This is a genomic window from Bartonella sp. AA1HLJMS (genome assembly GCF_042197445.1).
In the GTDB taxonomy this organism is placed as follows: Bacteria; Pseudomonadota; Alphaproteobacteria; order Rhizobiales; family Rhizobiaceae; genus Bartonella.
On the sequence record NZ_JBHIRW010000305.1, the window covers coordinates 1 to 546 of the forward strand.

1 pseudogene is annotated in these 546 nt (G+C 35.5%); it reads right to left on the reverse strand.

Going from position 1 to position 546, the window contains the following annotated elements:
• Positions 1 to 35: 35 nt before the first annotated feature.
• A pseudogene (locus ACFIQE_RS11345) lies at positions 36 to 530 on the reverse strand (hypothetical protein).
• Between the last annotated feature and the right edge of the window lie 16 nt (positions 531 to 546).

Genomic DNA, 546 nt, shown 5'->3' on the forward strand with positions numbered 1-546 from the left:
TTTCATGCTTTTATGGAAAAAGAACAATAAAACATTTACCATTTAGTTTTTCTGTCAAAATATTTATGAAGCGCGTTAAGAGCGACCCGCAATGAATTCACAAGATGTGGTAATGTTTTGTCTTCTATAACAATATATTATATTGCTGCATAAAGATTATACTGTCTATAGAGATGTTGTGTTTCTTTTATCACCTCTTGCATATTAGAAAACTGTCCTGTTGCAAATTCAACCCATTTTTCTCTTGCTTTGTCATCAGAAGATGATGGTATTTCGTCATAAACAGCGCTTGGTAAACCTTTTGCACACAAATAGTCATTTTTCACTTCAAGATATTTTTGCGCAGCATCATACTGGTCTTGAGTAAGCACACCTTGCAAACAAAGCCGCCCAACATAAGTACCAGCAAGCGGATTTTTAGCCTCTTCAATCGTCAAACCAAAGCGTTTAGCACGCATTTCAATTGCCAATTGATTAACAGGATCTTGACGTACTTTCACTTGTGAAATGTAAGCATCTTTCTTCTTCATACATCCCCTAATCTGT